This window comes from Bacillus sp. AFS001701, assembly GCF_002559405.1.
Taxonomy (GTDB): Bacteria; Bacillota; Bacilli; order Bacillales; family Bacillaceae_G; genus Gottfriedia.
The window spans coordinates 1-376 of the sequence record NZ_NTZO01000785.1 but is presented as its reverse complement, the minus strand read 5'-3'; the positions used below and the strand labels follow the sequence as shown (position 1 = coordinate 376).

At 28.7% G+C, this 376-nt stretch carries 1 protein-coding gene; it reads left to right on the top strand.

The features are described 5' to 3' along the window. Positions 1 to 107: 107 nt before the first annotated feature. On the top strand, positions 108 to 376 hold a 269-nt coding region (locus tag CN514_RS25150; RefSeq protein ID WP_141529552.1), incomplete at its 3' end, for a DnaJ family domain-containing protein.

Below are 376 nucleotides of genomic sequence, written 5' to 3'. Positions count from 1 at the left end.
AAGTTAGAAACTTACTTAAAACATTCTTTTGCATAATATATAAAGGAAATAGTTAAAAAGTAACGAATAATTATCATTTAAGACTAACCAAAAAGGTGGCTAAAACGATGTCGAATAATGGGAAATATGTAGATTGGTTAAGTGAAATCGTGAAGCGTCATGAAAAAGAAGGTGGATTTGAAGATCTACCTGGAATAGGTAAACCATTACCTAAGGAGCTTTTAAAAGACGATTTATTAACAACTGTTATTAAGAAGTCGGGTTATAAACCAGATTGGGTAATACAACAAAAGAAAATATTTCAGAAGCTTGAAACAATTTTGATGAAGTTAAATTCTGATGAAAATAGTAAAGAAATAACTAAAATGATTTCGGA